At 48.1% G+C, this 26,208-nt stretch carries 27 protein-coding genes; 23 read left to right on the top strand and 4 right to left on the bottom strand.

Annotated features, from left to right (window positions below; all coding sequences use genetic code 11):
* Positions 1 to 66 precede the first annotated feature (66 nt).
* Complete coding sequence (locus AC0YNZ_RS05745; protein WP_475825720.1) at positions 67 to 705, bottom strand: thiamine diphosphokinase; 639 nt, start codon at positions 703 to 705, stop codon at positions 67 to 69.
* 224 nt (positions 706 to 929) lie between these two features.
* Here AC0YNZ_RS05745 and AC0YNZ_RS05740 point away from each other — a divergent pair, with 224 nt between their 5' ends.
* Both AC0YNZ_RS05740 and AC0YNZ_RS05735 read left to right on the top strand, forming a co-directional pair.
* Complete coding sequence (locus AC0YNZ_RS05740) at positions 930 to 1,568, top strand: trimeric intracellular cation channel family protein (RefSeq protein ID WP_475826150.1); 639 nt, start codon at positions 930 to 932, stop codon at positions 1,566 to 1,568.
* The gene (locus tag AC0YNZ_RS05735) at positions 1,568 to 2,056 is read left to right on the top strand and encodes a low molecular weight protein-tyrosine-phosphatase (protein WP_475825719.1); all 489 of its coding nucleotides are present in this window, start codon (positions 1,568 to 1,570) and stop codon (positions 2,054 to 2,056) included. The genes AC0YNZ_RS05740 and AC0YNZ_RS05735 overlap by 1 nt, the downstream gene beginning before the upstream one ends.
* A gap of 71 nt (positions 2,057 to 2,127) precedes the next feature.
* Here the strand turns inward: AC0YNZ_RS05735 and AC0YNZ_RS05730 are convergent, their stop codons facing one another.
* The gene (locus AC0YNZ_RS05730) at positions 2,128 to 2,865 is read right to left on the bottom strand and encodes an alpha/beta hydrolase (RefSeq protein ID WP_475825718.1); all 738 of its coding nucleotides are present in this window, start codon (positions 2,863 to 2,865) and stop codon (positions 2,128 to 2,130) included.
* A gap of 290 nt (positions 2,866 to 3,155) precedes the next feature.
* Between AC0YNZ_RS05730 and pdhA the strand changes: the two genes are divergently transcribed.
* From pdhA to AC0YNZ_RS05675, 11 genes are all read left to right on the top strand, one after another.
* A complete protein-coding gene (pdhA, locus tag AC0YNZ_RS05725; RefSeq protein WP_475825717.1) occupies positions 3,156 to 4,223 on the top strand; it encodes a pyruvate dehydrogenase (acetyl-transferring) E1 component subunit alpha in 1,068 nt (355 codons plus the stop codon).
* A 20-nt stretch (positions 4,224 to 4,243) separates the two neighbouring features.
* Positions 4,244 to 5,221 (top strand): alpha-ketoacid dehydrogenase subunit beta, encoded by a 978-nt coding sequence (locus AC0YNZ_RS05720; RefSeq protein ID WP_475825716.1) that lies wholly within the window; start codon positions 4,244 to 4,246, stop codon positions 5,219 to 5,221.
* Positions 5,222 to 5,236: 15 nt separating this feature from the next.
* On the top strand, positions 5,237 to 6,562 hold the full coding sequence (locus tag AC0YNZ_RS05715) for a dihydrolipoamide acetyltransferase family protein (RefSeq protein WP_475825715.1): 1,326 nt from the start codon (positions 5,237 to 5,239) through the stop codon (positions 6,560 to 6,562).
* Positions 6,563 to 6,565: 3 nt separating this feature from the next.
* Entirely contained in the window at positions 6,566 to 7,981 is a 1,416-nt protein-coding gene (gene lpdA, locus AC0YNZ_RS05710) for a dihydrolipoyl dehydrogenase (RefSeq protein WP_475825714.1), read from the top strand.
* Positions 7,982 to 8,093: 112 nt separating this feature from the next.
* Positions 8,094 to 8,579 (top strand): acyl-CoA thioesterase, encoded by a 486-nt coding sequence (locus AC0YNZ_RS05705; protein WP_475825713.1) that lies wholly within the window; start codon positions 8,094 to 8,096, stop codon positions 8,577 to 8,579.
* A 62-nt stretch (positions 8,580 to 8,641) separates the two neighbouring features.
* On the top strand, positions 8,642 to 9,601 hold the full coding sequence (locus tag AC0YNZ_RS05700) for a thymidylate synthase (RefSeq protein ID WP_475825712.1): 960 nt from the start codon (positions 8,642 to 8,644) through the stop codon (positions 9,599 to 9,601).
* 36 nt (positions 9,602 to 9,637) lie between these two features.
* Positions 9,638 to 10,129 (top strand): dihydrofolate reductase, encoded by a 492-nt coding sequence (locus AC0YNZ_RS05695; protein ID WP_475825711.1) that lies wholly within the window; start codon positions 9,638 to 9,640, stop codon positions 10,127 to 10,129.
* Positions 10,130 to 10,374: 245 nt separating this feature from the next.
* The gene (locus AC0YNZ_RS05690; protein WP_475825710.1) at positions 10,375 to 11,862 is read left to right on the top strand and encodes a glutamate synthase subunit beta; all 1,488 of its coding nucleotides are present in this window, start codon (positions 10,375 to 10,377) and stop codon (positions 11,860 to 11,862) included.
* Between the two features lie 117 nt (positions 11,863 to 11,979).
* Positions 11,980 to 12,300 (top strand): hypothetical protein, encoded by a 321-nt coding sequence (locus AC0YNZ_RS05685; protein WP_475825709.1) that lies wholly within the window; start codon positions 11,980 to 11,982, stop codon positions 12,298 to 12,300.
* A 50-nt stretch (positions 12,301 to 12,350) separates the two neighbouring features.
* Positions 12,351 to 13,505, top strand: a complete 1,155-nt coding sequence (locus AC0YNZ_RS05680) for a hypothetical protein (protein WP_475825708.1) — start codon at positions 12,351 to 12,353, stop codon at positions 13,503 to 13,505.
* A 261-nt stretch (positions 13,506 to 13,766) separates the two neighbouring features.
* A complete protein-coding gene (locus tag AC0YNZ_RS05675) occupies positions 13,767 to 16,025 on the top strand; it encodes a type IA DNA topoisomerase (RefSeq protein WP_475825707.1) in 2,259 nt (752 codons plus the stop codon).
* Positions 16,026 to 16,112: 87 nt separating this feature from the next.
* Here AC0YNZ_RS05675 and AC0YNZ_RS05670 read toward each other — a convergent pair whose 3' ends face one another.
* Together AC0YNZ_RS05670 and AC0YNZ_RS05665 are read right to left on the bottom strand one after the other, a co-directional pair.
* On the bottom strand, positions 16,113 to 16,847 hold the full coding sequence (locus AC0YNZ_RS05670) for an HAD family hydrolase (RefSeq protein ID WP_475825706.1): 735 nt from the start codon (positions 16,845 to 16,847) through the stop codon (positions 16,113 to 16,115).
* A 351-nt stretch (positions 16,848 to 17,198) separates the two neighbouring features.
* Complete coding sequence (locus AC0YNZ_RS05665) at positions 17,199 to 17,423, bottom strand: hypothetical protein (protein WP_110773012.1); 225 nt, start codon at positions 17,421 to 17,423, stop codon at positions 17,199 to 17,201.
* A gap of 158 nt (positions 17,424 to 17,581) precedes the next feature.
* On the opposite strand from AC0YNZ_RS05665, the gene AC0YNZ_RS05660 reads away from it, so the two are divergent.
* The 10 genes from AC0YNZ_RS05660 (at position 17,582) to AC0YNZ_RS05615 (ending at position 26,185) form a co-directional block, all read left to right on the top strand.
* Positions 17,582 to 18,307, top strand: coding sequence for a phosphonate ABC transporter ATP-binding protein (locus AC0YNZ_RS05660; protein ID WP_475825705.1), 726 nt, complete (start codon positions 17,582 to 17,584; stop codon positions 18,305 to 18,307).
* Complete coding sequence (locus AC0YNZ_RS05655) at positions 18,304 to 18,816, top strand: GNAT family N-acetyltransferase (protein ID WP_475825704.1); 513 nt, start codon at positions 18,304 to 18,306, stop codon at positions 18,814 to 18,816. The genes AC0YNZ_RS05660 and AC0YNZ_RS05655 overlap by 4 nt, the downstream gene beginning before the upstream one ends.
* A 15-nt stretch (positions 18,817 to 18,831) precedes the next feature.
* Complete coding sequence (locus AC0YNZ_RS05650; RefSeq protein ID WP_475825703.1) at positions 18,832 to 19,443, top strand: DUF3298 and DUF4163 domain-containing protein; 612 nt, start codon at positions 18,832 to 18,834, stop codon at positions 19,441 to 19,443.
* 205 nt (positions 19,444 to 19,648) lie between these two features.
* Positions 19,649 to 19,771, top strand: a complete 123-nt coding sequence (locus AC0YNZ_RS05645) for a hypothetical protein (RefSeq protein WP_475825702.1) — start codon at positions 19,649 to 19,651, stop codon at positions 19,769 to 19,771.
* Between the two features lie 349 nt (positions 19,772 to 20,120).
* Positions 20,121 to 20,801 (top strand): MOSC domain-containing protein, encoded by a 681-nt coding sequence (locus AC0YNZ_RS05640; RefSeq protein ID WP_475825701.1) that lies wholly within the window; start codon positions 20,121 to 20,123, stop codon positions 20,799 to 20,801.
* Between the two features lie 4 nt (positions 20,802 to 20,805).
* Positions 20,806 to 21,780, top strand: coding sequence for a phosphotransferase (locus AC0YNZ_RS05635; RefSeq protein WP_475825700.1), 975 nt, complete (start codon positions 20,806 to 20,808; stop codon positions 21,778 to 21,780).
* Positions 21,781 to 21,786: 6 nt separating this feature from the next.
* Positions 21,787 to 22,710 carry a polysaccharide deacetylase family protein gene (locus AC0YNZ_RS05630; RefSeq protein ID WP_475825699.1) on the top strand — a complete coding sequence of 308 codons (924 nt, stop codon included), beginning with the start codon at positions 21,787 to 21,789 and terminating at the stop codon, positions 22,708 to 22,710.
* A gap of 15 nt (positions 22,711 to 22,725) precedes the next feature.
* On the top strand, positions 22,726 to 23,685 hold the full coding sequence (locus AC0YNZ_RS05625) for an AAA family ATPase (RefSeq protein WP_475825698.1): 960 nt from the start codon (positions 22,726 to 22,728) through the stop codon (positions 23,683 to 23,685).
* 11 nt (positions 23,686 to 23,696) lie between these two features.
* A complete protein-coding gene (locus AC0YNZ_RS05620; protein WP_475825697.1) occupies positions 23,697 to 24,842 on the top strand; it encodes a DUF58 domain-containing protein in 1,146 nt (381 codons plus the stop codon).
* Positions 24,839 to 26,185, top strand: coding sequence for a DUF4129 domain-containing protein (locus AC0YNZ_RS05615; protein ID WP_475825696.1), 1,347 nt, complete (start codon positions 24,839 to 24,841; stop codon positions 26,183 to 26,185). Before AC0YNZ_RS05620 ends, AC0YNZ_RS05615 begins: the two co-directional genes overlap by 4 nt.
* The last annotated feature ends 23 nt before the right edge of the window (positions 26,186 to 26,208 follow it).

The raw sequence follows: 26,208 nt of genomic DNA, 5'->3' as shown, positions 1-26,208 counted from the left end.
ATAAAAAATAAGAAACAGCCCAGGTACAATTACCCCGGCTGTTTCTGCTATTGAAGCTGTAACAAACTAATCGCGGCTTTGGATGACCAGCAATAAGCCCTCGCGTATTTCAATCTTTCCGGTAGGGGCAAGCAATACATTGCTAATGCCAAGCGATTGGCCAATCGTTAATTCCTCATCGTTAAGCGGATATTGGAAGCCGGTCAGCGTAATGCCTTCTACCCGCATCGAAAGCGGAAGCAAAGAAACATTAGGGTAGCTTTGCTGCTCGATGGTCGCTTGGTCGGTCACGAGCGAAATTTTGTTATGAGCATCAAATATTGTTGCGCGAACCTGCTGCTTGGCCGCAAGCGCGAGCAGGTGAACATTCGCAAGTGAATGATCAAACCTGGTTCCCAGAGCGCCGAGAATTACGATTTCACGAGGCTGCAAATCAAGTGCGAGCCGCACGGCCATTTCAGTATCCGTGTAGTTTTTGTCGATAGGATCGCAGGAGATCGTTTGACCGCTTCTTTTACGAATGACAAGCAGCTCATCCTCAGACACGGAATCGAAATCGCCGATTGCGATATCTGGTTGTAATCCCTGCGAGATTAGATATCGGGCGCCGCTATCTGCTCCAATGAGCATATCATCGGCATTTATATGTGCTAAAGCCCAAGCGCCTAGCTGGCCGCCCGTGCAAATAACGATGCGAGGCTGCATAACGTATTATCCTTTCTCAATAAGGGGAGTCTGTTTCAATAATCTCAAGTATAATGCCCAGTGTTCTATAAAAACTAGAGGTATCCGGGTAACTTTCTTAATCAGGTAAAAAAACCGCGAAATTTGTCGTTGCGAAACGACATGCTCCCAGCTAAAATGGTGAAGGAAGTACCGACGAAAAGTGTCGGCTCATGGACGGGAAGCGAGGAGTTATTGCAGTGAGTATGGACATTTTTGGGATTTTCAGTATTATCGGTACGATAGCTTTCGCAGTCAGCGGAGCGATTGTTGCCATGGAGGAAGAGTACGATATATTAGGCGTATTCGTGCTTGGCTTGGTTACGGCGTTCGGCGGAGGCGTCGTGCGCAATCTCTTGATCGGCATGCCGGTAACGACGCTCTGGAGTCAGGGCTACCTGCTGAAAATAGCGATGATCGCGATGACGATTGCCTTTTTGCTGCCGGTCGTCTGGATTCAGCGGTGGCGGCGGAGCGAAGCTTTTTTTGATGCGATCGGCTTATCCGCCTTTGCCATTCAGGGGGCGCTTTATGCGACACAAATGAAGCATCCGCTTAGTGCTGTCCTCGTTGCAGCCATGCTGACGGGAATTGGCGGCGGAATTATCCGCGATGTGCTGGCTGGACGCAAGCCGCTAGTGCTCAAGGATGAAATTTATGCGGTATGGGCGATGCTTGCGGGTCTTGTCATCGGACTCGGCTGGATTAAATCGACCTTGGAGCTATTGTTTTTATTCGTCGTTATCATCAGCTTCCGGATGCTGTCCGTTTATTTCAAATGGAAGCTGCCGCGCCGTTCCCTTCAAATCGATACGGCTCAAGAACAGCAGAAAAGAGGAAACTAATGAAAGCTCGTATTTTGTTCGTTTGTCTCGGTAATATTTGCCGGTCCCCGATGGCAGAAGCGGTTATGCGCCATCAAGTGGAGCTAGCGCATTTGTCAGATCGCATCGAGGTTGATTCTGCAGGAACCGGCGACTGGCATTTGGGCCATCCGCCGCATGAGGGAACCCGGAAGCAATTGGATCAGCACCTTATTTCATATCAAGGCATGAAGGCTCGATTAGTGACTGCGGGTGACTTCGAAGCTTTCGATTATATTGTTTGCATGGATACGAACAATTTGCGCGATGTACGCAAGCTGCTGAGCAAGGCGCAGGGAGAAGGGGAGCGAACGCGACTATTCACCTTTATGGAGCTTCTGCCGGACAAAGGAATGGCCGATGTGCCTGATCCTTATTATGACGGCAATTTCTCCTTCGTCTATGAGCTGGTGGAAAGTGGCTGCAAGGAGCTGCTGAAGCGGGTTCGGGCTGATTTGAAACTGGTTTAAACAAGCCGATAAGAGTAAAGAAGCTGTCCAAGGTTCCTCGTGGAGCCAGCTGGACAGCTTCTTTTTTCATATTATTCAACCTCGATAAAATAGGCGAGCGCTTGATCGAGCTCCTTCTGCCAAAAGCCCCACTGATGCTTGCCATCCTTCTCTTCGTAGAAGATGTCTGCTTGCTTCAGCGCGAGGAGCGCCCTCGCATTGCGGTTCAAAGCGACGAAGTCGAATACGCCGCGATCGGTTTCATAGGCATCCTCCTGCAGGCCGACAATCATGTAAATCGACAACCAGCTAAGGTCGCCGGCTTCAGATATAATATTTTGCGATGAGCTATAAAAAGCACCGGATAAGGACATGACTCGGGTAAAGAGATGGGGATAGGACAGCGCCAAATGCAGAGAAACCGATCCGCCAAGTGAATCGCCAGCCAGTAACCGGTGTTCAGGCTCTTGTCTTACGGCATAACGTTCCTCAACGAACGGAATCAGCTCTTCTGCAAAAAAACGAATATATGCTTGATGTCGGTTGCCGTCAGGCGCATATTCCTCCGTGCGCAGCTTTTTGTCGACGTCGACACCTACGATAATGAATGGCTCAAGTCCCTCATCCAAAATCAGACGGGTAGCGGTAGTCGCAATCCGGCCGAAATTGAAAAAGTCCTCGCCATCCTGGCAATATACGACAGGGTAACTAAGCACTTCATTATAGCCGGGCGGCAAAAAGATCCGCAAATTGCGCGATTGCTCCGGCAAATAACGGCTTGGCACCGTTTCTTTTACAATCGTTCTCTTTAAATATCGTTCATCTGTCATTTCTTTCTCTCCTAACGGATTGGTTTATTGAATGGAATGGTTCTGATGTGGGTAAACAATAGAAAGGTAATCATGGGAATCGCATCTATTTCTGTGCTGTTGTATTATGCTGTTATACTAAAAAAATAACGCTGTAGCATATACAATTTCTTAAAAGAATGATGAGAATCAGCGAAAAAACAACGGTTTTTTTGTTTTTTGCTTTGACCATTTTAGTTAAACAGGTTTATAATAATTCTATAACAGAGGTAAACGATTTTCAAATATTTCGATTGAGGTGAGCGTTCAAAATGAGCAAATTGCCATACGAAGTTCAAACGGAACCGGTAACACCGCTATCTGTCTTGTCACTCGACGGAGAAGTTGTTAATCCGGATTTAGTGCCGGCATTGTCCGATGATCAATTAAAAGAAGTTATGTACCGCATGGTATTTACCCGTACGTGGGATGAGCGCGCTGTTAATCTTGGACGTCAAGGCAGACTCGGCTTCTACGCTCCGGTTTCCGGTCAAGAAGCATCGATGGTCGGCAGCGAATATGCACTAAACAAAGATGATTTCATTTGCCCGGGCTACCGTGATATGCCGCAGCTAGTATGGCACGGCTTGCCGCTGTATCAGGCTTTCCTATATTCACGCGGTCACCAGCATGGCGGACAAATTCCGCAGGACGTACACGTGCTTATGCCGCAAATTATTATCGGCGCGCAAATTTTGCATGCAACCGGCGTTGCAATGGCATTTAAGAAAAAGAACGAAAAGCGCGTAGCAATTACGTATACTGGCGACGGCGGTTCGTCTGAAGGCGATTTCTATGAAGGCATGAACTTTGCAGGTGCTTTCAAGCTTCCTGTCATTTACGTTGTTCAAAATAACGGCTATGCGATCACGACACCTTATGCGAAACAAACAGCTGCTCTTTCCGTTGCCCACAAAGCTGTTGCTGCTGGAATCAAGGGCGTGCAGGTAGACGGGATGGACGTGCTTGCGGTTATTAAAGCGGTACAAGAAGCTGCAGAACGCGGCCGCAACGGCGAAGGCGCAACATTGATCGAGCTTATCACATACCGCTTCCGTCCGCATTCATTAGCGGATGACGCGACAAAATACCGGACAAAAGACGAAGAAGCGGAATGGGCGCTTAAAGATCCGCTCGTTCGTTTCGGAAAATATTTGGAGAAAAAAGGTTTGTGGTCGGAAGAAGATACAAACCGCGTGAAAGACGAAGCGAAAGCGACGGTAACAGAACACATCAAAAAAGCCGAAGCAGTTGAGAAAATGACTGTAGCAGGCTTGATCGATTCGATGTTTGAAACAACACCGCAACAACTGGAAGAGCAAAAGGCCGATTTTCAATAGTAGAGGAGGAACAGACGATCATGGCTCAAATGAATATGTTGGAAGCAATTCGCGATGCGATGCGCGTAGAACTTAAACGCGATTCGAACGTTGTCATCTTCGGTGAGGACGTAGGTAAGGTCGGCGGAGTATTCCGTGTGACAGAAGGTTTGCAGGAAGAGTTTGGTGAAGATCGCATATTCGATACGCCTCTTGCCGAATCGGCAATCGGAGGTTTGGCAGTCGGGATGGGTCTGCAGGGCTTCCGTCCGATCGCCGAAATTCAATTTGTAGGCTTTATATACGAAGCGCTTGACCAAATGTTTGTCCAAGCTGCGCGTATGCGCTACCGCTCCGGCGGACGCTACAACTCGCCGATCGTATTCCGTACGCCGTTTGGCGGCGGCGTTAAAGCGGCCGAGCTGCATACGGACTCCCTTGAAGGCCTTGCTATTCAAACGCCGGGTATCAAAGTAATCATTCCTTCAAATCCATACGATGCAAAGGGCTTGATGATTTCCGCAATCCGCGACAACGACCCTGTGTTCTTCATGGAGCATTTGAATTTGTACCGTGCGTTCAAGGCTGAAGTGCCGGAAGGCGAATACACGGTTGAGATCGGCAAAGCGAAAGTTGTTCGCGAAGGTACTGATGTAACGATCCTTGCATACGGTCTTATGGTTCATACGGCTGTTAAGGCAGCAGAAGAACTGGAGAAAACAGGCGTAAAAGCAGAGGTTATCGATCTTCGTACGCTGCTTCCGCTTGATATCGATACAATTGTTGCTTCGATCCAAAAAACGAACCGTGCGATCATAGTTCAAGAAGCTCAAAAAACTTCCGGCGTTGCAGCGGAAGTCATTGCACAAATCAATGAAAAAGCAATCTTGCACCTAGAAGCCCCAGTCCTGCGCGTTGCTGGACCGGATACTGTATATCCATTTGCTCTAATTGAGGATGCGTGGCTTCCTTCGGTAGCGCGTATCTCTGCAGCCGTTCAAAAAGTTCTGAATTTTTAAAGGAGGTTACAATCGGTGGCTAAATTCGAATATCGTTTCCCGGAGCTCGGCGAAGGATTGCACGAAGGCGAAATTATTAAAGTGCATATCAAAGTCGGCGACACGGTTACAGATGATGATATTATTATGGAAGTTCAAAACGACAAAGCGATCGTGGAAGTACCTTGCCCAGTTAACGGTAAAGTACTTGAAGTGCTCGTAAAAGACGGCCAAGTGTGTCACGTTGGCGAGATTGTTGCGTTGATCGACGCGGAAGGCGATTTGCCGGAGCAAGCAGCACCTGCTGCTGAAGCGCCTAAAGCTGAAGCACCAGCGGCAGCTGCACCAGCAGTTGAGGCGCCTGCAGCGCAAGCGGCAGCGCCAGCAGCGGCTCCAAAAGCAGCTGGCGGCCCTGTACTTGCAACGCCTAGCGTTCGCAAATTCGCGCGTGAGAAAGGCGTAGACCTCGCTCAAGTTGGCGGCACTGGCAAAAACGGACGCATCACTCGTGATGACGTTAATGGCTTTGGCGGAGCGCCTGCAGCTGCTGCTGCTGCGGAAACAGCTGCTCCTGCAGCTGAGCAACAAAGCAATGCGGCGGTCGAGTCTAAAGGGGCTGGCGAAGCGAAACCTGCACAGATCGTTTCTGGATCGCCATACCGTCCTGAAGAGCGCGTACCTTTCAAAGGTATTCGCAAAATTATCGCAAATGCAATGTCGAAATCGGTTTACACAGCGCCGCACGTTACCATTATGGATGAGGTTGACGTAACTGAGCTTGTTGCACTCCGTTCTAAATATAAGCCTTACGCCGAGAAAAAAGGCTCCAAGCTTACGTACCTGCCGTTCATCGTCAAAGCGCTTGTGGCAGCTTGCCGTGAGTTCCCGATCATGAACGCAACGCTGGACGAAGCAAGTCAAGAAATCGTTCTGCGCAAATACTACAATATCGGTATCGCTACAGACACAGATAACGGTCTAATCGTTCCTGTTATCGAAGATGCCGATCGTAAAAATCTGTTCAAAATTGCGGATTCGATTCGCGATCTAGCTGTCCGCGGACGTGACGGCAAGCTTGCTGCGAACGAATTGAAAGGCAGTACCATTACGATTTCTAATATCGGTTCTGCTGGCGGAATGTTCTTCACTCCAGTCATCAACTTCCCTGAGGTTGCGATTCTTGGAACTGGAAGAATTTCGGAGAAAGCGATCGTTCGTAACGGCGAAATCGTCGCTGCTCCTGTAATGGCACTTTCACTCAGCTTTGATCACCGCCTTATCGACGGTGCAACGGCTCAAAACTTTATGAATTACATCAAAACACTTCTGGGTCAACCGGAACTGTTCATAATGGAGGTATAAGACATGGTCGTAGGTGATGCTTCCCTTGATATTGACACTCTAGTTATTGGTGCTGGTCCAGGCGGATACGTAGCAGCGATCCGCGCTGCTCAGCTTGGTCAAAACGTACTCATCGTGGATAAGGAATATGTAGGCGGCGTATGTTTGAACGTGGGCTGTATTCCGTCGAAGGCGCTTATTTCAGCGTCGCATCAATATGAATCGATCAGCCACGCTTCCGCTTTCGGTATCGAAGTAGGCGAAGCTAAGGTTGACTTCAGCAAAGTACAAGCGTTCAAAAACGGTATCGTCAAAAAATTGACGGGCGGCGTTGCTTCACTGTTGAAAGCAAACAAAGTCCAATATTTCCAAGGCGAAGTTATGTTCATTAACGAAAACGAAGCGCGCGTATTCAACGATCAAGAAGCGCCCCGCTACCGTTTTAAAAACTGCATTATCGCTACAGGTTCACGTCCGATTGAACTGAAAGCATTCCCTTACGGCGGCCGTATTGTTTCGTCTACAGGCGCATTGTCCCTGCCGGAAATTCCGAAAAGCCTCGTCGTTATCGGCGGCGGCTACATCGGTATCGAGCTTGGTCAAATGTATTCGAAATTCGGCACAAAAGTAACGGTAATTGAAGGCTCCGACGCTATTTTGCCGGGCTTTGACAAAGATATGTCATCGATCGTTGCTAAGAAACTGAAAAGCACGAACGTTGATATCATTACCGGCGCACAAGCAAAAGGCGCTGAGCAAACGGATAAAGATGTTACGGTAACTTACACCGTTGGCGATAAGGAAGAAAAAGTAACGGCTGATTACTTGCTCGTAACGGTTGGACGTCGTCCAAATACGGACGGAGAGCTTGGACTTGACCTAATCAACGTGAAGATGTCCGATCGCGGTCTAGTTGAGGTTGACGAGCAATGCCGCACGAACATTCCGCATATTTATGCCATTGGCGATATCATTGCAGGACCTGCGCTTGCGCATAAAGCAATGTACGAGGGCCGCGTCGCTGCTGAAGCTATCTCGGGTCACTCAAGCGTTATTGACTATAAATGTGTACCGGCAGTATGCTTCTCTGATCCTGAATGCGCAAGCGTTGGCTTCAGCGAGAAGGAAGCGAAGGATAAAGGTTATAACGTGAAGGTTGGCAAATTCCCGTTTGCAATCAATGGACGCGCAATGTCGCTAAATGCAAACGAAGGCTTTGTTAAGCTTGTATCCGACGCAGAATCCGGTCTTGTACTCGGGGCACAAATTATCGGTCTTGAAGCTTCCAATATGATTGCTGAGCTTGCTCTTGCAATCGAAATGGGCGCGACACTTGAGGATATCGCGCTTACGATTCATGCGCATCCTACACTTGGCGAGATCGTGCTTGATGCAGCAGAGGTTGCTCTAGGCCACCCGATTCATACTTTCATCAAATAAATCGCACTAATGCTGTCGTTTAGCGATATTAGAGGTCACGCGGCTTTTCAGCCGACGGGGCCTCTTTGCGCATCAAGAGCTACCATTCAATAATAAAGGGGCATATGCTAACATGGAGGAAACGACTAAGCCGGCGAGCGAATCGAGAACAATCATGACGCAGCTTATTTTCCCGCTGGATACGAACCATCACGATACGATGTTTGGCGGCAAGCTGATGGAGTATATGGATAAGGCAGCCGCAATTGCAGCTATGCGGCATGCCCGCATGCAGGTTGTTACAGCATCGACAGACAGTCTTGATTTTTTGGCGCCAATTCAGGTCGGGGAAGTCATTGAAGTTGAAGCATTCGTGACGTGGACAAACCGCAGCTCCATGGAAATTTATGTGTCCGTGAATTCAGAAAATTTGTACAGCGGCGTCCGCAAGACGACCGTCACCGCTTTTTTTACATTCGTTGCGCTGGATGATAACGGAAAGCCTGCTAGCGTCCCGGCTGTTATACCTGAAACGGAAGAGGAGAAGCAGCTCCACGCAACGGCTCCTGAACGGTATATGCTAAGAACGAAACGAAAACAGGACAGACAACGCGGTTAGTTAATGATATAATTAATTGTTATTTTTCTGATTTTTGTTTCATGATTGGGGGCGACATCCATATGAGTAATAGCGAACAAACCTATTTGCAATTGTTGAAATACGTTTTGGAGAACGGCACGAAGAAGGAGGACCGTACCGGTACGGGGACGATCTCTGCCTTTGGTTATCAAATGCGTTTCGATCTAAGCGCCGGTTTCCCTTTGCTTACAACTAAGCGCGTGCCGTTTCGTTTAATAGCAAGTGAGCTCATTTGGTTTATTCAAGGAGATACGAATATTCGGTACCTTCTACAGCACAAAAATAACATTTGGAATGAATGGGCGTTCAAAAGATGGATCGAGAGCGCGTCCTACACCGGTCCTGACATGACGAACTTCGGTCTTCGGGCACAAACAGACCCTGATTTCGCGCAAGCCTATGAGGAGCAAATGGAGCTCTTTAAGCAGCGTATTTTAACGGATGATCAGTTTGCTGCGGCTTACGGAGAGCTCGGCAACGTGTATGGCAAGCAATGGCGTGAATGGAAGACGTCTCAAGGTGAAACCATTGATCAGCTGAAGGATGTCATAGAGACGATCAAGAAAAACCCGGATTCGAGAAGGCTGATTGTAACCGCGTGGAATCCGGAGGACGTGCCTAGCAATATGGCGCTGCCGCCTTGTCATACGATGTTCCAATTTTATGTAACAAACGGCAAGTTATCGTGCCAGCTTTATCAGCGCAGCGCAGATATTTTTCTGGGCATTCCGTTTAATATTGCTAGCTATGCGCTGTTAACCCATATGATTGCTCATGAGTGCGGGCTTGAGGTAGGGGATTTCATCCATACGCTCGGCGATGCGCATATTTATACGAATCATGTGGAGCAAATTAACATTCAGCTTGGCCGAGAGCCGAAGGAGCTGCCTAAGTTAAAGCTAAACGCTGACAAAAAGTCGATCTTCGACTTTACGGTGGAAGATCTGACGATTGAGAATTACGAGCCGCATCCGACTATAAAAGCACCGGTTGCCGTATAGCGGTTTATGCTTATCGAAAGAAAGGTGCAGACGACTATGTCTATTACGTTAATTGCGGCAATGGACCGTAACCGTACGATTGGAATCGGTAACAAGATGCCATGGCGCCTGCCGGCGGAAATGGCTTATTTCAAGAAGATGACGCTAGGAAAAACGGTGCTGATGGGCCGTAAGACGTTTGAGTCCATACGTAAGCCGCTTAACGACCGCCGAAATATTGTTTTGACGCGCCAGTATGATTTTCAGCCTGAAGGCTGTGAAGTTGTGCATTCGCTGGAGGAAGCGCTTGAGCTTTGCAAAGCCGATGAGCTGATGGTAATGGGAGGCGCAGATATTTATGCGCAGCTTCTGCCTTTCGCAGATACTATATTGCTTACGGATGTAGATACGGTCATTGAAGGTGGCGATGCGTTTTTTCCAGCGTTCTCCGATTCGGAATGGCAGCTCGTGGAAAGCGAAAGCAGAGACCGGGACGAGAAAAATATTTATGCTTTTACGTTTCAAACGTTTAAACGGCGTTCTGTTTAGCTTTTTACGCTAGAAACGAACATTTGACGAACGATATGTCATAAAGTGCAAATGATTGTGCGGATAATCCATTAACGATATAAGTACTTGAATGCTAGGATGTTGTAAAATAGAAATCGAGCGCTTTTGACAAAATATTCGTTTTTGAGAAAGTTTGTTATTGAATATTTGATGGATTCCCGATATAGTTTGAAAGAGAATCGAAACATAGGTTAACGGGAAATATGGATGGAGGAAATGCGATCATGTCTACACCTACTGGTTTTATGGAATATCAGCGCGAACTGCCGGCCGATCGCGACCCGCTGGAGCGCATTAAAGACTGGCAAGAATTTCATAAGCATTTTTCGGATGAGCAGTTAAAGACGCAGGGAGCTCGCTGCATGGACTGTGGTACGCCATATTGCCATACAGGAATCGAGCTTGCAGGCTCTGTTTCGGGCTGTCCGGTTAACAATCTGATTCCCGAGTGGAATAACCTGATCTACCGCGGGTTATGGCGCGAAGCGCTTGACCGTCTGCATAAAACGAATAACTTCCCTGAATTTACAGGCCGTGTTTGTCCTGCACCTTGTGAGGGATCTTGTACCGTTGGTTTGATCGGTGATGCGGTTACGATTAAAACAATCGAACAAGCGATCATTGATCGCGGGTTTGAAGAAGGCTGGGTCGTTCCTCAACCGCCGAAAGTGCGCACAGGCAAACGTGTGGCTGTAGTAGGCTCTGGGCCTGCTGGTATGGCAACGGCTGCTCAATTGAACAAAGCAGGACATACCGTAACGGTGTACGAGCGTGCAGACCGCATTGGCGGCTTGCTTACTTACGGCATTCCTACGATGAAGCTTGAGAAGCATGTTGTTCAGCGCCGCGTTGATTTGATGGCAGCAGAGGGCGTTGAATTTGTAACGAATACAGAAATCGGCAAAGACATTTCCGCTAACGAGCTTGTTGACAACTTTGACGCAGTCGTTCTTTGCGGCGGTGCGACAAGAGCGCGTGACGTAGAAATGGAAGGCCGCGATTTGAACGGCGTTCACATGGCTATGGATTACCTGAATGGCACGATTAAGAGCTATCTGGATTCCAACCTGGAGGACGGAAACTACATCTCCGCGAAAGACAAGGACGTTATCGTCATTGGCGGCGGCGATACAGGAACGGACTGCGTAGCTACTGCACTGCGTCATGGATGTAAATCAGTCACACAATTCGGTACGCATGCGAAGGCACCGCTTGTGCGTGACAACGCGAGCAATCCTTGGCCGCAATTCCCGAATGTATATACACTTGATTATGCGCAAGAAGAAGCGAAAGCTTTGTTTGGCGAAGACCCAAGAGCTTTCTCCGTTCTGACGAAGAAATTTGTCGGCGACGGCAACGGAAACCTGAAGGAGCTTCACACGGTTCAAATTGAGCGTACGGTTGATGAAACTGGACGTAAAATTTATAAAGAAATTCCAGGAACAGAGAAAGTTTGGCCGGCAGATCTTGTGTTCATCGCGGTTGGCTTTGAAGGTCCTGAATCGACGGTAATCGAGCAACTTGGTCTTGCACAAGACCGCCGTACGAACGTGAAAGCAGCTTACGGCAAGTATACGACAAATGTCGACAAAGTATTTGCAGCTGGTGATATGCGCCGTGGACAGAGCTTAGTCGTTTGGGCAATCAACGAAGGACGCGAAGCTGCGCGTGAAGTAGATAAGTATTTGATGGGCTCGTCGATGCTGCCTTAATGTCCGGACAAGAATTGAGAAACGTAAGCAAAGCTTAATATACGCGAAGAGAAGCGCCCTCGGGCGCTTTTCTTGCTGAGGATAGCGTTACTGGATCAAAGCAGAAGGAGGCATCGCATGATTAAATATGGATTAGACCGAATAACAGAGCTTTCATTTCGTTCCTTTCGGCCTGCTATTGAGCTGAGGGATGAGCAGTGGGTAGATATCATGCTGCGTTTCGAGCTTTCTCCGGAGTCGGAGATGCCTGATGATCTGATTGATTTGACGGCACTCGTCATTTGTACTGCAAACGGAACGATCGCGCAAATCGTACCGCACGATGAGGGCTGCGATTGTGAGTATCAGTTTACGGTGGGTGAAAAGGAACAAATTACTGCTTTTATCATGCAGCCGCACATTCAATCGGAAATCCAAAAACTAAGCTCACCATCATAAGGAAAGTTGTGGTAAAATCGGTTTGAGATGACGCGAAGGGGCGATTCGTCATGCCAGCCGAAGAAGCATACGTTCTGTCGCCGACAGACGTTCGGAACATCCGAAGCTACGTTCAGCACAAATACGCTGCGATGCCGCAAGAGAAGCGGGCGGAGATCGTAGCGGACGCGGTCAAGCGGCTCATACATAAGCAGCTGCCGAATTTCGATGGAAGCGTAAAGCAGCGTGTAACGGAGACGTTGATTAGAACGACCGTGTTGGACCGTGTTGGACCGGTTAGAGCCGAAGATATTTTTCAGGCCTGTTTAGCGCTCGACCGATCTGATCCCTGCCTGTACGACCCGTTTCATTTGTGGGTAGAGGAGCAGTTGTATGTGAGCTGCGAGAAGCCTGTCATGCGGCGTTTAATGGACGAGCTGTCATTGACCGGGGAACAAACAGACTTCGTAACGGACGAGGTTGAGAGCGGCCTCTTAACGCGTCTGAGGGGATTGCTGGTTGCAGAGGGCGTCGAGCAGCGTAATGAAGCGCCAGCTGCGAGTGCTGCGGTCTTTGTTTTCCCTATACCCGTACCAAAGTGGTGGACTGCATTATCGTATAGATTAAGCTCTAGAACCATTATGTACAGTGCGCTATGTACGCTGTTAATTGCTTCTTCCTTATTGTATGGCTGGTCCATGAGCAAGCCTTCGCTCCATAAGCTTCAGCCGCCGGTCGTCATGAAGCCCGTACAACCGGTTGCCGTCCCATCAGACGGGCTGCCCGCCGAGCTCCGTTATCAAGAAATTGATCAAGCGCGGATGGTTAAATATTTGAAGTCGAAATCATCTATTTTAGCTGAGCAGCCTTACTTTGACGCTATCGTATCCGCCGCACAAGCATTCAATATTCACCCTGCCGTCTTGTTCGCCATTACCGGTCAAGAACAGGGCTTTGTGCCGAAGACGAATAAGCAGTACAAGCGAATCGCGAATAATCCGTTTAATGTTTTTCATAGCTGGCAGGACTTCAATACGAATATTGGGCAATCCTCGGAAATCGCGGCACGGACTGTATATAATTTAAGCAAACACAGACCTGAAGATATGGACCCGTTCAAATGGATTAACCGGAAGTATGCGGAGGATCCGAAGTGGTCGGACGGCGTCCGTTCTATTTTTGATAAGATCATTGCATATTTGGACAGCCCGGCATCAAGTAAATAGCTGGCTTGCAATAATTTAATAACGGCTCGGCAGAACATGCCGCAAAGCCTTTAAACAATGAACCCGACTTGGGACAACCGTCCCGTTGGGTTTTATTTTTTAAAGTGGTTTCCATACTCTGATAGGGTGAAAAGGATTCCATTTTTAACGAGAAGTTTGTAAAATGTTTGTGAGGCACTGCCTTGCAGGGCGAGCTATTGCCATGTTCGTTGGCGTTAGCGGTTATTCTTGCGAAATGCTTAATGAAGGAGCGATAATCTTTTGAAGACACTAATCATTGCGGAAAAACCCGATATGGGACGAAACATAGCAGCCGCAATCGATCCCAAAGCAAAAAATCACCGTTCCTACATAGAAGGCGAACAATATATTATTACGTGGGCAATCGGGCATTTGATCGGGCTCGCGGAGCCCGATGCTTATGACGATCGATATAAGAAATGGAATATTAACGATCTTCCGATCATTCCGGCGCAATTCAAGCTCGTGCCAAATAAAAAAACGATTGATCAGCTCAAAGTAATCGGCGACCTGGCAAAGCGCAGCAATCTTCTCGTAAACTCCTGCGATGCGGGGCGGGAGGGGCAATATATTTTTTCGCTTATTCAGCGGCATCTAAAGCTTAGCCAGCCTGTGAAGCGGCTTTGGATTTCGGACCTTACGCCGGAGACGATTCGCAAGGGCTTCGCGGAGCTGAGGGAAGGGGCCGATTACGAGAATTTGACGCGCGCCGCTACTGCAAGAAGCGAGGCGGATTGGCTTATAGGGATGAACGGATCTCGCGCATTTACGACGAAGCATAATGTGCTGCTATCTGTAGGCAGAGTACAGACACCAGTCCTGGCGCTCATTTATGACCGCCAGAAGCAGATCGAGGCGTTCTCGTCTTTGAAGTTTTTTGAACTCGAGGGGCATTTCACTCAAAATGAGCTGACGTATCTAGGCATGTGGCAGGGCGAGAGAATGACCGATCAAGCTAAGGTTGAAGCACTGGCTGCCAAGGTTAAAGGAAAGCAGGGCAGGATCGCTTCCTACGAGGTTAAGGAAACGAAGGAGTATCCGTTTAAGCTGTACGATCTTACGCTCCTTCAACGGGAAGCGAACGGCAAGTATGCTTTTTCCGCGAAAAAAACGTTAGATACGGCACAAGCGCTTTATGAGAAGCATAAGGTGATTTCTTATCCGAGAACGAATTCGAACTATGTCACCGAGCAGAACATACCGGAGATGCACAAAACGTTGAATGCGCTGCAGGGAACGGTGTACGATGATCTCGTTAAGGGGGCAAACCGGAGTCTTGTCCATAAGGGGAACAAGTCTATTTGCAACCCTTCGAAGGTAGAGGATCATCATGCTATTTTGCCTACGAACCGTAAAGCAAGCGGGCTAAGTGCCGACGAGCAAAAGCTTTATGATTTGATTGTTAGGCGATTTCTGTCCCAGTTTTATCCTGCAGCTGAATATAAGGTGCACACGGTTATGACCGAGGTTGAGAACGAAATGTTCAAAACAAATGTTAAGGAGCTGCTAAGCTTAGGCTGGAAGGTCATCTATGCGGATCAGAAGAAGGAGAAGGCGAAGTCGACGTCCAAGAGCAAAGATAAGGAAGATGCCGAGGAAGAAGAAATCGAGGTTAACGAGCCTTTCTCGATTTCGGCAGAAGTGGCTGTCACCTGCGCAGATGCGGTTGTGAAAGAAAAGGATACACAGCCTCCAAAGCATTATACGGAAGGCACGCTGCTGAAGGCAATGGAAAGCGCGGGCAAGCAAATTGAGGACGAGGACGTTCGCGATGCGATGAAGGACTCGGGTCTCGGAACACCGGCCACGCGGGCAGCAACGATAGAGCGTTTGAAAAACGTTGGTTATATCGATATGCAGGGGAAAAAAATACAAGTAACGCAAAAAGGACGAACCGCCATCGAGCTGATCCGCGGAGCGGGAATCGATCTTCTTACCTCTCCGGAAATGACTGGTCTATGGGAAAGGCGCTTGAATGAAATATCCAGAGGAGCGGCTTCTGACGGACAATTTATGGAAAATGTGAAGAAGTTCGCGACAATGATTGTCGACAAGGTTCGCGTTCAGTCGCGCGCGGCGAAAACGTCTTTTGAAAGCGAAGCGCCGGCAAAGAGCAAAGGAGCAGCGGGCAAGACGGCAGCCGCGCCTCGCAGTCGGGCAACGAAAGCGAAAGCTGCGGGCACAACACAGAAAAGCGCGGCTGCGGACGATGCTGCTTCAAGCGGCCCAACGATCATTACGACCTGTCCGCGTGAAGGCTGCGGAGGCTCGATTTTTATGGGACGCAAAGGCTACGGCTGCTCTCATTATAAGGAAGGCTGTAAGTTCGTCATTTGGAAGCAAAGCTTCGGACGGAGTCTGACCGATTCGCAGGTTAAAGCGCTTGTCGAGAAGGGGAAGACGGCAAAGCTGAAGCTTGAATTAGAAGATGGTACGCCTGGAGAAGGCAGAATTGTAATTAAAAATTTAGATACAGGGGAGTTGGCCATCGAGCAGTAGAAGGCAAGCTGGAGCCAACAAGAATAGACCCGAATCCGTCTCATTCTCCATGAGACAGATTCGGGTCTAATTTGGTTCGTATTCGAATTAGCGGTTAACGTAACCGTGAATCGCGTCGGGTACGTCCTTAAGGTGATCTAAGGTTAGGAAGGCGCCTTTCGGTTCGACTTCGATCTGAACGACATTATATTCCCATTCTGTCACTGCGCGCATATGAATGGCATGAATACCAGCCGTTAATGCGGGAACAACATCTGTGCGAATGGAGTTGCCTACCATCCATGTGCTGCTGCGATCGAATTGACCTGTGGACAAAATATTTTCCAAAGCGTCACTATTTTTCAGTCTGCGAATGTAGATACGGGAATCAAAGTAGCGCTCCAAATTTAATTTTTCAATTTTTCGGCGTTGAATCGGCAGTTCGCCGCCTGTGTACAGGTGAAGCTCATGCCCGGATTCCGCTAGCGAGAAGAGCGTTTGCTCCATATTTGGATATGGCTCGGTATCATGTTCATAGACGCTCAGACCAAGCTTCCATAGAAAGTTTTCTTCATTGGTGGAACGCTTGCGACCTGTTAAGTGGGAGAAGTGAATATAGGTATCGACAAAGGATTGTGGAAAATGCTCGCTCTTAAAACCGAATACAGCTACACCTGCAATGTCGATCTCCATTTGCTTATCCCGGATTGCTTGAACCGTGACAAGGGAAGAGCTGCCGAACCAAGTGGTCATCGCGTCAATAAATTGATCGATTACCAGGTAAAAATATTTATTACAGTGAATTAAAGTATCGTCGAGGTCAAACATAATTTGCTGCTTCATGTAGGTGATCTCCTTTGCGGAACTTGAAACTGTATGATCAATCTACCGCAAATGGAGGGGTTGAGTCAATGTAAAGGAGCACAAGTTGATGTTTTTTACATAGTTATCCAATAAAATAGGCATAATGATAATGGAGGTGAATGGAATGGTATTTAACAAGAGGAATAAAACCGATAATCGACAAAATCATTCTGGACTTCACGGAATGTCGGGTAAACTCAAAACCGATAAATTCGCAAAGCGACCGTCAAGCTTAAACGGCATTAACAAACAGCTTCCTTAGCCACAAAGTCATTAATTGAATAAAGGAAAGGAGAGCGTGCGTGGCATCTGCTCTCCTTTAAACAATATTTACGCATATTTGAGCTGCGAGGCAATTAATTGATTCTTAATGAAAGCGATTCGCCTGCGAACATAGAAGTCTCTGCTCGCGCCCTTCAAATCTTTCGGGGTGATCACCTCCTCTGCAACGTTATCAATAATGATAAGCCGTCCATCGGCGTAAAACTTAAAGGTTAAGTCGCGTCCAGGACGAGTATTCTCTACATAACGGAAATTTTCGCAGATGTTATTCATGGTGATCAGGCCTCCTTCAATAATTTGAATTCGATGATCGACGGAACATTTGTTCTTGTTTTTATTATACCAAACATTTGTTCGTATGGAAACTGTTTTTTGTTTAACGTAAACTAGATTCATAGAGGCAGTTGCTGCAAAAAGAAGGAGCGCGGAAAATGATCAGAATAAAGAACCTATCCAGACGTATTCCCGGTGGGCCGAAGGTGCTTGATGATATTAGCTTTGAGGCCTATCCAGGTGACTTTATCGCAATAAAAGGAGACAGCGGAAGCGGGAAATCGACGCTGCTTCGTTGTCTTGCTCTGCAAGAAAAATGGAACGAGGGCTCCTACCAGTTCGATGGCAAGGATATTCTAAAACAGGGCTTCTCCGGCAAGTTGAAAGTGAAGCAGGAGGTTGCTTACATAGAAGAAAAGCCGTTTTTGTTCCCTAATAAGACGGGACTCAAAAATGTTATCATCGGCTCGGTTTCACAAACACCGGCTTGGCGCAGATGGACAGGCATGGTACGCAATGACGATTATATGGGCGCGATGGATATGATCGAGAAGCGCGGACTTATAGATAAAGCGCATCAAAAGGCGAGCACGCTCAGCGGCGGTGAACGGCAGCGTATGGCAATCGCCAGAGCGCTTGTTCACGGCGCCAAAGTTATCGCAGCAGACGAGCCGGTATCGGGTCTAGACCCGCATACGGCCGATCAAGTATTAACCGACTTGAAAGCGCTATGCAAGGAGCAGGGAGTCATTGTCATTGCTGTCATGCATCAGGGCGACTGGGCAGAGCGATTCGCCGATCGCATTCTCGGCCTGAAAAAAGGAAAGCTTGTACTTGACGTAACCGGCAGGAGACTGACCGAACGCGAGAAGGCGCTGCTGTGAATGGCATTGAACTGCGGATCATAGCAGAGGGCGAGCTGGATGCAGCTATCAAGCTTGAGCAGAGCTGCTACGCGCCGGAAGCGGCGGCAACGCTGAGAAGCTTCCAATATCGATATGAGCATTATCGGCCCTATTTCTGGTCGGCTTGGCTCGGAAATAAATTAGTAGGAATAACGAATGGTATACGTACTTCTCAGAGCGCATGCGGAGATGAGATGAAGGGCGCTCAAGCCGATCTTCATAATGGGAACAACTTTTGCATCCTCACTGTAGCGGTAGATGAGGGACATCGCCTTCAAGGCATCGGTGCCTTATTGCTCCGGAAGTTGATCGGGCAGTGCGAGTCAAGCGGCATCAAAACGATCATTTTGATGTGCGAGCAGCATCTTATTCCGTTCTACGAAGCAGAACAATTCGAGCTGCGCGGCGTATCGTCCTCGACGCATGGCGGCATCATTTGGCATGAAATGAGCCGGAATCTGCATACAATGGAGCATCTTACCGAATAGGAAGGTGTCTTCAACATGCCATTTCATTCACCTGTCGTCGTGCAAACTGCGAAGACTGATTTTCCGAAAGCAGAGCTGTCACTGCCTTATGTAAGCGGAGGTAGAAGTGAAGCCGCGGATATGAAGATAAATCAAATCATTCATCAAACGGTACAGCAGCAGGTTCATAATCAGGGTCCCCTCGACGACCCGAGGGCGCAGATGATTGGCTATTTCGAGCAAAAGACAAATGAAAAGGATTACCTCAGCTTGTCGTTGTTTAATTATGCCTATACCGGCGGAGCACATGGCTTAACGCTGCAGCAATCGCTGACTTTCAAGCAAACGACCGGTCAAACCTACACGCTGGCCCAGCTGTTTAAACCGGGATCGGATTATGTGGGGCGGATAAGCGCTATCGTCAACGCTCAAATCAAGGCAAGAAAGATTGATACGCTGGAGCCCTTTAAGGCTATTCGGCCCGACCAGGATTATTATGTGGCGGACCGTTCTCTTGTCATTTATTTTCAACTATACGAACTGGCTGCGTATGTATTTGGTTTTTTATATTTTCCGATATCCGATTACGAGCTGCAGGATATTATTAACGAGGATGGTCCTCTAGGGCCTATGCTCGTTAACGACTAATAGCCGTTTAAATCTTGATGAACAGCGCTCTTTGCATGCTGGCTTACCAACATGCCGCCACGTAGCTTCGCATCTAAAGATAGATGCGAAGCTATTTTTTTGTTCAAAATCAACCTGCTTCTCTCTTACATGACGTTCGAATCCGATTCATACAGTTACGTATGATGGTGATCAGGTGATTCAAGCTATTGCCGGAGTAATAATAATGGCTGCAGTATGCGCTGCCTTTCTGTTCGGGTCAGCGATAGAGGAGGGGGGAGGGGGCGAGCTCGTGTCGTCCATACTGCTTTTACTCCTGCCGGTAATCGAATTGGAGATCAGGCAATAACAATTATGAAGAAAGCAAAGCAGGATCCGACGCCCCTCGTAAGGCGCTTTATGCATGGAACGAAAGTATACAGTTGCATCAATAATCAAAAATGATTTCGGGAAATAGAGTTGCGCAATTTTAGGAAATATTCGGACTATTCAAAAAACATTTCCCGGGGAAACGCAATAAGCTACACGAAAGAAAGCTTTTCGACATGTTACGGGAGCAGTTGTTGAAAACCTGTCGAAAGCGATTTCAACATATTTAACTATATTAAATATTAATGTAGTTATATCTCTTTGCCAACTTCTCCCTCCCAAGATTATAATAGTCAAATAACAGAAGCGCTTAGGAGGAACATGAAAAAATGAAGCATGATCTGGAGGCGGCTTGCCTCGTATCACTTAATATTGGCGAGCCGGTAACTATCGCTCATGGCGCCAAGGAAGTTTTAACAGGCATATTCAAACAGTCTTCGCAGCTGTCTCATTTGCTAACGATGACCGGGCTGCAAGGCGACGGGCAAGGCGATACGGTTCATCACGGCGGACCGGACAAGGCGGTATGTGTATATTTCGAGAAGCGGTATGCTTACTGGAATGAGCAGCAAGTCAAACCGTTCGAGTATGGAGCCTTCGGCGAAAATTTCACGTTGTCGAATTGGACCGAGGACGATTTGTGCATAGGCGATATTATTCAGGCTGGAGAAGTCATCCTTCAAGTAAGCCAGCCTAGGCAGCCATGCTATAAGCTTGGACTAAGACATAAACAGCCGGAATTGCCCGAGCATGTTCAGCGAATGGGATATACAGGGTTTTATTTCCGGGTGCTTCAAGAGGGCAGCATAGAGGCTGGTACGGCTTTCACGGTTAAGCATAGGCATCCCGCCCGTAAGTCGATTACAGAGGCTAACCGCCTAATGTATAAGGATAAAGAAGACTTAGAGGGCATCCGTGAGCTGCTAGACGTACAGGAACTTGCAGCAAGCTGGCAGGAACAGCTGGGAAATCGGCTGAACCGGCTGCTGAATGAAGATCAAGGAGGATAACGGCTTGAACGACACCATAGATTTTACATCCTATCTGAATGAATATGAGTTCCATTATCCTTGCGAGGTTGAGCACCGCGAAAGCGGTATGAACAATACGACCCGAATGATTTCTTCGGGTAATGAACGGTTTGTTCTGCGTATATATAATAATCATCAGGATGCGGATATTGTAAGGCTGGAGCATGAAGTACTGGAAGAATTGAAGAAGCAGGAGCTTCCGTTTCAGGTGCCTGTCCCGATACGCAATAAACGGGGAGATACGGTCAGCATCGCCCAGGATGGCTCATTATCCTCATTATTTCATTATATTGAAGGCGACAGACCATCCGTCACGAACCCGGCTCATGTATACGCGCTTGGACGTACGGCTGCAGAGCTTTCCCGTGCATTAGGAAGCATCCGGCCTGCTCGGAAGCCATTGTATAGTCCCTATTACTTATTGGAAGATACGTATGCATCAATGGATGGGACAGCATTTCTATCGATGGCTGAGCGGTCTGAGGCGCTTGCGGCAAGAAGATCTTTCTTTGAAGCCCTGCAGGAGGAACGCTTAAAGCTTGAAGAAGAATGCAAGCAGCTCGCCCTTCTGCCTAAGCAATGGATACACGGTGATCTGGTTTTTAATAATACGGTCGCACAGAATGAAGCGATTATCGGCGTGCTTGATTTTGAATTCACGACGGTTGACGTAAGAGCAATGGAGCTTGCTGTAATCGTCGTCGATCTGATCAAGGAAGGCGATACAGCCTTTCTCGAAAAGATAAAGCATCTGCTGCAAGGGTATAAGGATTCATATCCTCTATCCGATCAGGAGCTGGAAAAATTACCTTCATTAATGAAATTGCGGCTGCTTGATGTAGCGCTGCATTTTGCGGTCCGCTTAAGAGAGCAGTTAGACAGCGAGGATGTACTTTGCAAAATAATCGATCAATCGGCATTTGGCTGCAAATGGATTAATGAGCATTGGGGAGGATGAAAACGGATGAACTTAGCTAAAGCGCTTGGATATGATGAAGGAGAAAAGCTTCTTCTAATAAACGCGGACGATTACGGATTATGTCATTCGGTTAATAGCGGGATCCAGCAGCTTCTTCTTGATAATACAGTTAGCTCGGCCACCTTAATGATGCCCTGCGGATGGGCAAGGGAAGCGGCGCTCTGGAGCGCGAGGCATCCAGAGGCCGATGTCGGCGTACATTTTACTTTTACGAGTGAATGGGATCTTTATCGCTGGGGACCGGTCAACCGCAAAGGAAATACGGACTCGCTTGTTACAAATGAAAATTATTTCCCGAAGGACAGCAAAACCTTTGAGCAGCAAGCTGATCCGGAGCAGGTAAAAGAGGAATTGATCGCACAAATCGAAATGGCTTTGGCAATGGGAATGAGACCATCGCATGCCGATAATCATATGGGCAGCCTGTACGGATTAGCGACGGGACGTCATTTTCTGCCGATTGTGTTTGATGTATGCGCCTCCTACGGACTGCCGTTCCGCTTGCCTCGTTATCTGCTGCAGGAGAATGGACAGGTAGCGCCGCCTGAGCTTGCCGATCAAGCCAAGCAGCTTGCACAGCTTGCCGATTCGAAAGGTGTTGTTATTCTGGATTACTTAGTGGGGCTTCCGTTCCAATTGCAGGATGGCGAAACTTTCGATTCTCTAAAAACAAATATGCAGCAGCTATTGAAAAGTTTGCATCCCGGAGTAACCGAGCTCATTATCCATCCTTCTCTCGTTACAGATGAGCTGAATGCCTTTCACGGTCAGCCTGTCAAGCGCGGACTGGAGCTGGAGCTGTTCCGTGATGCAGAAGTCAGGCAGACGCTGCAGGATGAAGGCATCCGCATGATCCGATGGCGGGAACTGCAAAAGCTTCAGCGCGACCGTACCGGCTATACAACCTAATCGAGGAGCTGACCTATGCCTTTTGAAGCCATAAAGCAATTAGCAGAGCAGGTTAAAGCGAATATTGGACGTGTAATCGTCGGGAAAGAGGAAGTCATCGATTTATTGCTGATTGGACTTATCACTTCAGGGCATGTGCTGCTGGAGGATGTTCCTGGTACGGGCAAGACATTGCTGGCAAAATCGCTCGCGAGATCATTGTCTTTGACTTTTAAACGCATCCAATTTACGCCGGACCTGCTTCCGTCGGATTTGAGCGGCATTCATTTCTATAATCAAAAAATAAGCGAGTTCGAATTTCGAGCGGGTCCTTTATTTACGAATTTGCTGCTGGCTGATGAAATCAACCGCGCAACGCCGCGCACGCAATCGAGTTTGCTCGAATGCATGGAGGAGCGGCAAATAAGCATCGACGGAGAAACTAAGCTTTTGGAGCGTCCGTTTATGGTTATTGCAACGCAAAATCCGGTAGAGCATCAAGGCACGTTCCCTCTGCCCGAGGCACAGCTTGACCGGTTTCTGTTTAAAATCAAAATGGGTTATCCGACGACTGAGGAGGGCTTGCAGCTTTTAAAAAGATTCAAAGATCAGGACCCTCTCTCCAAGCTGGAGCCCGTTGCGGGATCAGAAGTCATCCAGAATGCGCAGCAAAGTTATACAGCAGTAAGGGTGACGGACGATGTTCTTTACTATTTGCTGCAAATCGTTGAACAGACACGTAAGCGGGATGAAGTTTCGGTCGGGGTTAGCCCGCGCGGCAGTCAAGCGCTCCTGCGTGCTTCACAGGTTCATGCCATATTGCGCGGACGAGATTTCGTTACGCCGGATGATGTGAAGGCGATGGCTAAGCCTGTGCTGTCCCATCGATTAGCGATTCGGGGCATGCATCGTACGGCTAAACAGGCGGATTCCATCATTGATGATATTATTCGTGTGACGGCCGTGCCTGCGGAAGCCGCCATACCGGCAAGGTAGGCGGCCAGCCGATGATCTTATTCTGGTTTATCGTTGAGGCGGTCGGAATATTGTACTTACAGGGTCAATTATTTCAACGATTGGTGCTGCGGCACATCAAATACGAGCGACGCTTTCAGGCAAAGGCTTGCTATAGCGGCGAACAAATAGAACTGATCGAGGAAATAGCTAATGCCAAGTGGCTGCCGGTTCCATGGCTGCGCGTGGAGTCACAGCTGCCTGTGCATCTGCACTTTCAGCAGCTTGATAATTTCTCTGTTAGCAGCGGACAGCTTTATCAGAACCATAAGAGCTTCTTCAGCCTCGCACCCTATACCAAAATTACGCGAACACATCGTATCATATGTGCAAAGCGCGGCTGGTACAAGCTTCACACCGTTACGTTGACCGGAGGGGATTTGCTGGGGCTATCCCATGCGTCTGAGCAAATTGCGCTCTTAGGGGAGCTTCTTGTTTACCCCAAGCCCGCCTCGGTGCCCATCCATGAGCTGCCGTATCATAGCTGGCAGGGCGATCAATCGGTTCGCCGCTGGATTGTCAGCGATCCATTCATTCTTGCAGGCGTTCGAGGCTATCAAGCCGGTGACACGTTTAAGCAGATCAATTGGAAAGCAACAGCAAAGACGGGAACACTTCAAGTGCATCAGCATGATTTTACGGCGGATCGCAGGCTGATGATTTATTTGAATGTCGATGATGCGGAGGGCATGTGGCGAAGCGTGTCCGAATTTGCACTTATTGAACGCGGCATCGAGTGGGCGGCTGGTGCGGCTGAGGCCGTCATTCAGCAAGGCATGGAGGTTGGATTCGCGGCAAATATGCCACTAGCGGGCAATAGCAACAAGGAAAGCGCTCACATTGAACCGCGGGCCGGACACGAGCATTTGATTGGGATTTTCGAGCTAATGGCAAAGCTTGAAATTGAACGAACGGAGCTATTTCATCTCATGCTTGAGAGAGAAGCCTTGAGCGGCTACAGTGAGCGGGATGTTCTAATCATTACCACATACTGGAATGATGCGCTTGAGCTGCAAGCTGAGCAGCTTCGTTATAACGGTAATGCCGTAGCGGTTTGGCTGTTGTCAAATAAGGCGCTGGCTGCGGACGGTGACGGACAAGCTCCTTCTGAAGAAAGCAGAGACGGGGTGAGCGCGTGAATGATGCTGTAAAGCGAGCTTTTTCATTGAAGGCCTTTGGACAAGGCGTCATTGAATTATTTTTTTATTTGCCTATCTTCATGATTGCAGCTGTGTACGTACTGCCTGCCACGGACATTTGGGTATGGATAGCCACGTTACCTTTTTGTTATTGGGCTGCATCGGTTATAACCGGGATATTTAACAAGCTGCGTTACGGTGTTAGTCTGCTGCTAGCCATAGGGATTGGGGCCTTACATGGTTTATTAGTCATTGTCGCAGGAGCAGGAGAGGCGAGATTTGTTCCATTCGTTGTATGCGGCTTTGCGGCAGCTATCTTCGCAATGAGAGGGATTTCAGTGCAATTAAGCGGCTGGGCTGTCTCGTTTCCCAATTCACGAATGCTAACCGCCGTGATTATCTACTTGGCTATACAGCCGATGAAGCTGATTTTGTTCAAAAGGCTGGTTGATTATAACGGAGTGCTGATCATCTGCGGAATTGCCTCCGTTATTTTATTTTTCTTTTTTGCCAATGAACGGCATTTGAACAATGAGACGATAGAATCGGGAAAAACATCGGCTACTTTAGCCTTTAAACGACAAAATCGGCTAATGATCATTATAATTGTCGGCTTGATCAGCATACTTGCGTTGTTCCGGCAAATTCAACAGGCGATTGAACGTTTTTTTCATTCTGTGCTCGACCGGATCATGAGCTGGCTAAACCAGACAGAGAAGCAAGCGCCCTTAGATGAACAGCCTATTAACAATCCCCAGCTCGAGATGCTGCCGGTTGAAGAGGTGAAGCCGCCACCCGACTGGATGCTGCTGCTGGAGAAAATGTTGAAAATGATCGGAATAGTGCTCATCATCATCTTCGTATGCATCATATTGTTTATTCTTTTCAAAAAGCTGTATCAATGGGCGAGGCTGATCGCGGCTAAGCTTCTGGAACGGGGCGCGGATAGCCGAAGCAGCGCAGCCGGCTTTACGGATGAGATTGAGTCTTTAATGACATTAACGAATTGGCGCGAGCAAATGGGAAATAAGCTGAAAATGCTGCTTTCTAATAAACGTTCATTTCCCAAAGAATGGAGCGGACTCGCCTCGAATGCGGACAAAATCAGATTTTTGTATTCGCGTATGCTGTGGGCGGAAGCCGAGCGGGGCTATTCGGTTAAAGCTCATTTGACGCCTCGCGAAACGGCAGACGATATGGTGAAATGGAAGGAAGGCAAGCATAAGCAAGGCGGCATGCACCATTTTATTGATGTATATGAGGAGGTTCGGTACGGCGATAAGCTGCCCGATAATCAGCAGGTTGCCGCTATCAAACAGCAGCTCGACAAGGAATTGAAATAGTGCTGCATCTTACAAAAAGACAT

The organism is Paenibacillus sp. J2L1-98 (assembly GCF_056269405.1).
The sequence above is the reverse complement of the archived record's forward strand: the minus strand, read 5'-3'. Positions and strand labels throughout refer to the sequence as shown.